Source organism: Thiomonas sp. FB-6 (genome assembly GCF_000377645.1).
Taxonomy (GTDB): Bacteria; Pseudomonadota; Gammaproteobacteria; order Burkholderiales; family Burkholderiaceae_C; genus Thiomonas_A.
Map to the genome: position 1 here is coordinate 21,383 of NZ_KB898512.1, position 6,591 is coordinate 27,973.

Annotated in this window: 5 protein-coding genes and 1 pseudogene; 3 read left to right on the forward strand and 3 right to left on the reverse strand. The window is 61.9% G+C overall.

Annotated features, from left to right (window positions below):
• Positions 1–4: 4 nt before the first annotated feature.
• From D466_RS22280 to D466_RS23590, 3 genes are all read left to right on the forward strand, one after another.
• Positions 5–445, forward strand: coding sequence for a hypothetical protein (locus D466_RS22280; protein WP_196803522.1), 441 nt, complete (start codon positions 5–7; stop codon positions 443–445).
• 181 nt (positions 446–626) lie between these two features.
• Positions 627–2,429, forward strand: a complete 1,803-nt coding sequence (locus D466_RS0118075) for an SWIM zinc finger domain-containing protein (RefSeq protein WP_026285452.1) — start codon at positions 627–629, stop codon at positions 2,427–2,429.
• Positions 2,430–2,458: 29 nt separating this feature from the next.
• Positions 2,459–3,649: a helix-turn-helix domain-containing protein gene (locus tag D466_RS23590; RefSeq protein WP_081630036.1), complete on the forward strand. Its 1,191-nt coding sequence runs from the start codon at positions 2,459–2,461 to the stop codon at positions 3,647–3,649.
• A gap of 77 nt (positions 3,650–3,726) precedes the next feature.
• On the opposite strand, the gene D466_RS25180 is transcribed toward D466_RS23590, so the two are convergent.
• The 3 genes and pseudogenes from D466_RS25180 to D466_RS24230 all read right to left on the reverse strand — a co-directional run.
• Positions 3,727–3,915, reverse strand: a complete 189-nt coding sequence (locus tag D466_RS25180) for a hypothetical protein (RefSeq protein WP_018915112.1) — start codon at positions 3,913–3,915, stop codon at positions 3,727–3,729.
• A gap of 210 nt (positions 3,916–4,125) precedes the next feature.
• Positions 4,126–5,172: a replication-relaxation family protein gene (locus D466_RS0118095; RefSeq protein WP_018915113.1), complete on the reverse strand. Its 1,047-nt coding sequence runs from the start codon at positions 5,170–5,172 to the stop codon at positions 4,126–4,128.
• Between the two features lie 1,272 nt (positions 5,173–6,444).
• Positions 6,445–6,591: pseudogene (locus tag D466_RS24230) on the reverse strand (IS5/IS1182 family transposase); the annotation flags it as partial.

A 6,591-nucleotide genomic window follows, 5' to 3' on the forward strand; every position in this document is an offset into this window, starting at 1 on the left:
AAGCGTGCCGGAGTTAGCGGACCAGCTTGGCTACAGCTACCCGTACATCAATCTGCTCATCTCAGGGGCTCGGCGCGTTGACCAAGTCTCGGACGACTTCGTCAACGCGTGCGCCGCATACTTGGGCTTGTCTAAGGCAGCGGTGCTGATGATGTCGGGGCGCCTCGAGGCTAGGGACTTCTTCGGTCCCGGCAATTTCCATGCCGAGGCGCTGGACGCCGCGATGCGCTACATCGAGTCAGACCCCGCCTGGTCACCGCTTGTGACTGCAGAGCTGAGGCATGCGAGCGCTGCGAGCAGGTTCTGCCTGTTGAAGCTTTACGAAGCAGCTTCTGGCAAGAGGTTGCTGGATGGGCAGTTCGACCCGCAAGCGTTCGGGCGTGAGCTTGACCGGGTGCATGCAGACGCGGCGCGGATGAGGTGTGGGGAGGGGAGCGCAGGCTGACGCGTACCTGCGGTGACCTGTAGTGATTGAGAGATTGACCTGAATGACCTTTTCGGCCCGCCAACTGGCGGGCCGCCTTTCTAAGTCGAGCACTCCGGGCGCGGCTATAGTTCGCGACAGCTAGACCCGTATGCCCAAGTAGACGCCGCCGGCGGCAGAGCCGCAGACATTTCCTACTTTCATGAGCCGCCAATCTTCGCTTCGCAAGCTGTTGACCGCCGAAGCCATTGCCAAGCTCGTCGATGAAAAGACGCTCGCCCGCGGTGCCGATTATTTCGAGCGCGGCGCGGTCACGCTCGTCGATGTGCTGCCCGGCGAAGTGGTCGCAGAAGTTCTCGGCATGGACTCATACGACGTGCGCCTCTACGCTGACGCCAAGGGCAGGCTCGGCTACGAGTGCAGTTGCCCGATGGGCCACGACGGCGTGTTCTGCAAGCACTTGGTCGCAACCGCGTTGGCCTGGTTTGGCCAAGGCGAGATTGTGGCCGCCGATAGTGCTGTCCGTGGCCAGGAACAGCCCACGGCGAAGAAGCCCCGTGCAAAGGGCCGACCGCACACGCAAGCCGAAGTTATCCAGAGCTTCTTGCAGGGCAAAGATGAGCACGAGCTGAGGGCGTTGCTCTTGGAAGCCAGCCAACAGAGCAAACCCCTGCGGGACAAGCTGTTGCTCATGGCGCGTACCAGCGGCGGAGCTGACCTGGCGTCGCTGAAGGACGCTGTGCGCCACGCCACCCGCACGAGTGGCTTCATGGGAGGGCACGAGAGTGCACGTTACGCCAGGCAACTTGAAGACCTGGCTGAGATGCTATCCGCGCGTATTCCTGATGGGGACAAAGGCTTGGTCGAGGTCATCGAATTGGCCATCAAAAAGGCCGAGCGCGCCCTGCTTCACATCGACGATTCGAACGGGTACGTGATGCCAGCCATCCTTGGTCTGCAGAGGGTCCACCTGAAGGCGTGCACGGCGCTTCGGCCAGACCCCTTGAAGCTAGCGCTGCGCCTGTTCGCCTATCAGCAGGAAGGAGAGTGGGATGTCTTCCATGCGGTCCTGCCACAGTACCTCGATGCGCTAGGCCCCTTGGGGCTGCAACGATACGAGCAGTTCTTGCGCGAGCGCTGGGAGCCGCTCCCCACGCTGACCGCAGCCGACGCCGGCGCCCCGTGGGACACGAAGCGCTTCAGGGTCGAAGCTGCGATGGAAGCGTTTGCTCGAACGACAGGCGAAGTCAGTTTCATCGCGCACGTGCTCAAGAAGAACCTCTCGAGCCCGATGCGTTACCTGATGCTTGCGCAGTTGTACTTCGAGCACGATATGCCAGATGACGCGCTTCACTTTGGCATGGAAGGGCTCGATGCATTCAAGCATGAGCACCGAACGAAGGAGCTCGCGGCCATGGCAGTGGCGCTGCAGCTCAATGCTGGCGACAAGGATGCTGCTCAGGCCGTGGCCTGGGCTCAGTTCGCTGCGAGGCCTGGTGCGGCGGCCTTCTACGAGCTTATTGCGGTCGCGGAGCAACTGGGGCGAAGACGCGAGCTCGAGAAGCAGGCGCTTTGGAAATTCGAAGAGCTCATGCGCGCAGCTGAGGCAGCGCCAGAGAGCCCGAACATCTGGCAGGCTGGCCCAAGGTCTGAGCTCCTCGCCATTGCAATCCGGGAGGGGCAATCAGGCCGGGCGTGGGAGCTGTATGCAGGGGGCAAGACAGCTGTTCAGCTCTGGCAACCGCTAGCAGAATTGCGTGCGAAGACGCACCCGCAAGATGCTCTAGCGCTTTACCGGAAGCTGCTACCAATGCGCGTCCAGGAGGGGGCACCAAAGGCTCGCTACGACGCGGCGTTCGAAGTGGTCAAGGCTATGCGCGAGGTCTATGCGGGCCTCGACCAGTTGCACAAATTCCAGGAGCAGCTCGCGGGCTGGAAGGTAGCTTGGGGCAACAAGAGAAATTTCATGAAGCTGCTTGACAGCCTTAGTAGGCCGCAGACTTGAGTGGATAGCTCACACATGGGGAGCGAGGCATGACATTGCCGGTAAGGCTCGTTGATACGACGCAGGAGCATCTTGAGCAACTGGTGAGGGAACATGCCCAGGAGGGGCCGCACCTCGAATTCAAGAGAGACTTCCCCACGAATTGGGATACAGCGACGAAGACAGAGGTCTTAGCAGACATCACGGCGCTCGCCAACGCGTCGGGTGGCGACTTGCTCTACGGCATCGCGGAAGGTGGCAGCGCACAGGCAGAGGCGCTCGTTCCCCAAGTGCTTACCAACGTGGACCAAGAAGTTCGTCGACTCCAGGATTTCCTGCTTCACCTCGTTGAGCCGAGGATGCCTGGGGTACAAGTACATGCGGTCCCCGTGTCCGTGGCGGGTACGGCAGGCCACGTTGTGCTCGTCCGTGTTCCGCAAAGCTGGGTCGGTCCGCATCGCGTCAACACGAATCAGCACTTCTTCATTCGAGATGGCTTGCGCAAGCGGCCACTGAACGTACCCGAAATCCGAGGGCTGTTTCTGCGGTCGGAGAACATGGCGCAGCGCGTTCGTGACTTTCGCACCGACAGGTTAGCCAAGGTCCTGACTGGAGAGGTGCCTTTTCGACTGACGCACAGCACGGTTCTTGTACTTCATATCGTTCCAGTTGATGCGGTTCTTGGCGCTGTCGACGTCAATCCCGTGCAATATCTGGGCTTGCGTCGTGGTATCCCTGTCGTCGCATCGCGGTCGGCCGCGGCGGACGCGCTGGTCAACCTGGATGGCGTCGCAGGGGCGCGCAGTCTCGTCGAGGACGGGACCAACGGATATACGCTGCTTTTCAGGAATGGCTTCATAGAGACCACCTGGGCTCTCAGCTCGAACACCCCGGAGATGCAGGCCGTTCTCCCAGGTGGTTCCTACGAGGACTATATTGCCCAGTTCGTTGCGGCGGCTCGTGCGGAGCTAAGGGACTGGGGGCTGAGCGAGCAGGTTATCGCGATGCTCTCTATCCTCGACGCAAGGAAGGTCACACTGGGCTTCCAGCACGGGTGGGGCGACTCGCAGTTGGGAAATTTCGACCGTGACGTTCTAGCCTTACCCGACGTAGAGTTGTCCGGTGAGAGCGATGTCAGGACAGAGCTGAAGCCACTTTTCGACCTCGTCTGGCAGTCGGCCGGCTTCGCAGCGTCGCCCCACTATGACTCTTCGGGGAACTGGGCTCCTCAAAGAACTTGACGGGATACGGGCGTGGCGCGCGCCGAGTGCACGAAGAAGCCCCCAGGTGGGGGCTTGGAATCAATGATGTACTGCGCTCAGCTCTCGCTGTGCTCCTCGCTCGTGGCCTTCGCGTCCGCTGCTTCCGCCGCGGCCGCTTTGCGAGCAAGCTTGGTGGCCTCGAACGCGAGGATGAGCAGGGTGCCGGTCGGCTTGCCCTCCCGTGAGAGGTAGTAGTCGGTCTTGAGCTTCCCGGTGACCTTGACGAAGTCACCTTTGTCGAGCATTGGGTTCGCCTCTTTTATAAGTCTCACGGTGTACCAAGTTGGCGTAGTGTCTACTCCACGCTGCGCCTCGCAAAGGCGAAATTCCCATAGCTTCTTCCCTGTTGCCTTGCTCTGCTTGGCCGTAGGCTCCGTTGCACAGTTGCCAAATACCTGCATTGTGTGTCCTCATTCGAATGGTGCGGCATATGCCGCCACTTCGTGTAGCAACCATCATCCAGTGCCAGCGCCGTCCCCCTCATCAGTAGCTGGCCAAAGCGGCGATGTCGGCGCCGCCCACCTCCCAAGAACTGGTGGTCTTTTGTAGGGAAGGTAGTTGTCGTTGAACCAGCCATCCATGCTCCACACGTTGCTGGCGTCAATGCGCACCTTGGGCAGCCAGGTTGGCAGCATCTGGACGATGACGTGTCCGACCAGTTCGTCACGGAGCACAGTTCGGCCATCACCACGCTTGAGTGGAACTGCGCTCAGCACTTCATACACCCCATCGTCGTACCGCTTGATGTGCCGACGCCCCTCGATAAGAACCTGGTCGTTGCTCGAAGCGGCGGCCTGCTCAATGATGCGTATGGCGTCGCGCTCGATGCGGTCGGTCTTGCACATGACCACAACGCGCCTAAGAACCTTCCCGTCTGCGGTCTTGCTGCCAATCGCGCTGATAAGTGCGGCCAAGTCTGCTTGCCGGTCGCTCCCTCTCTTGCTGCGGTCGACCTCAAACCAAGCGACGCCGCCACGCTTGTCGTCATACGCGACTGCATCTGGTCGCAGGTGCTTGCGGACGGTGCCATTGGCTCGGTGCACATCGACTGTGATGTAACCCTGTGTTGTCGCGCTTGCGGCCTTCGTGCCCGGCTTGGCCGCTGCGTTCAGGCGTTGCATGAGCTCAGCTTCGGTGCATGCATCCAGGTCGCGAGACCACGCACAAATGACGAGGAACTGGGCCCACAACCGATGCTCCGGATTAGTCATGTCGCTCACTCGCCTGATGGACGATGCAGCATCGTGGCCGTGCTCCGCGAGCCAGTCGACGCCGCGCTGTGTGAGGCCGTACACCGTCTGAAATCTGTCCGTCCTGTAACGACGAAGCAGCTGCCCCTTGACGAGTCCACGGACGGCGCGCTGTGCTGCTGTCAGGGCGGCTTTGAAGGGCCTCTCGGGGAAGCAATACGCGGCGATGTCGAGAGTCCTGATGACGCGGAACTTGTTTGCGAGCAGCAGGGCGCGCACATAGATGGCGTCGCGCAGCGCCAGGCTCGACATGTGGGCCGTCGCGCCGCGCGGGGGAGGGGAATTAGTTGCAGATTGTGCGTAACTCCGTAACGGCGTATCTGGCGCTATTTGGGCTAACTTGTCGCCGTTACGGGTTACAGCCGTTATGCCGTTCTTAGTCGACACTGTTGTGTCGTCGTTGGCGTCACTGGTGGATGGCGCGGGTGACGCCGTGGTGTCGGATGCGGCGCCATGGTCCGCGTGTGGGCGTGCCTTCGGGCGTGCTGGCATAGTGCGATGGCTCCTCGATGTCGTTTTCGGGGTCGCTGTCCAGCGTTGTGTCTCCTCAGGCAGCGGCGGTGTACATCGTGTAGCGCTGACCGTGCCAACAGGGGCCGATGTCCAGCGCACCACGCCGCTGCCTTGGTGATGTTGGTGTTGTCGAGGACTTCACGCACGCCTGCGCGCGGGTATTGGGCAATGTGTTCTATCCCCGCACACAGGCTCGCGCGCCAGGGGGCGCGCGTCGCTCACGTCTTCGTCGCGACGTCCATCAAGGCCTTGTGTACTCGCTGCCCGGCTTCGCCGGTGCGAACCGCCGCCGTCCCGGATGTACTTGCAAGGCCCCATGTGTCATCGACGTCGGCTCCAACTGTTCTGCCAGCAGCCGTCCACCCAGCAGCTTGCCCTGCCTTTCACGCAACTGTGCTGGCGAGCGCACGGTCGCCCAGTCTCATCGATGAAACTCGTCCTGTCGGGGGGGCGACCAGGCGCAGAGTTTCAACGTTGAAAGTCCGGGGCCCGCGCTGCGGACCTCGGCGCGAGTCGCGCCTCGCCGGTCCCTCGAGAGCGGGCTGCGCTGGGCCGGCGGCGGTTCGCACCGCCTCGCCGTGCCCGGTCGCGAGCAGGCGTCTCCTCGCTAGCGTGTCGACTAGGAGTAGCGTGACCCTTACTCGCAGCAGACCTATCTGCAGCGCACGCTGCTGGACGCAGCGCCGTCCGCCCGCGGGTTCATCTAGGAGATGGCCTGCGGTACCTTCGGGCCGGGTGTGGGTGATGGCGTGCTGGTCGACGGCGAGAGTGCCACCAGTTGCCGGCCACCGTGGTCACGGTGATGCCGTGGGCTGTGCACACGTGTTGATTGCGTGCGTGTAACCGCCGGCATCTCAGCGATGCACGAGGAGCACTAAGGCAACGCTGAAGAAGCACCTGTTTTTGCAGAAGCCGGGCCCTACGATTTCAGGATGCGGGAACTCGATTCGATGAGGGTGATTTGGCGCCCATCGGGCCTCATTCGCGAGCCTTTCGACCCGCCTTGCGCCCTTATGGACGCACCTGTGCCATGAGCCGATTTCGGCACATGAAGATGTTGCTCAAGGCCAGCGCGGCGAACGCGCGCGTCGCGTTCTTATCCAGTCCGCGATAGCGCACCTTGCTGAAGCCCCACAGCCGCTTGATGACGCCGAAGAC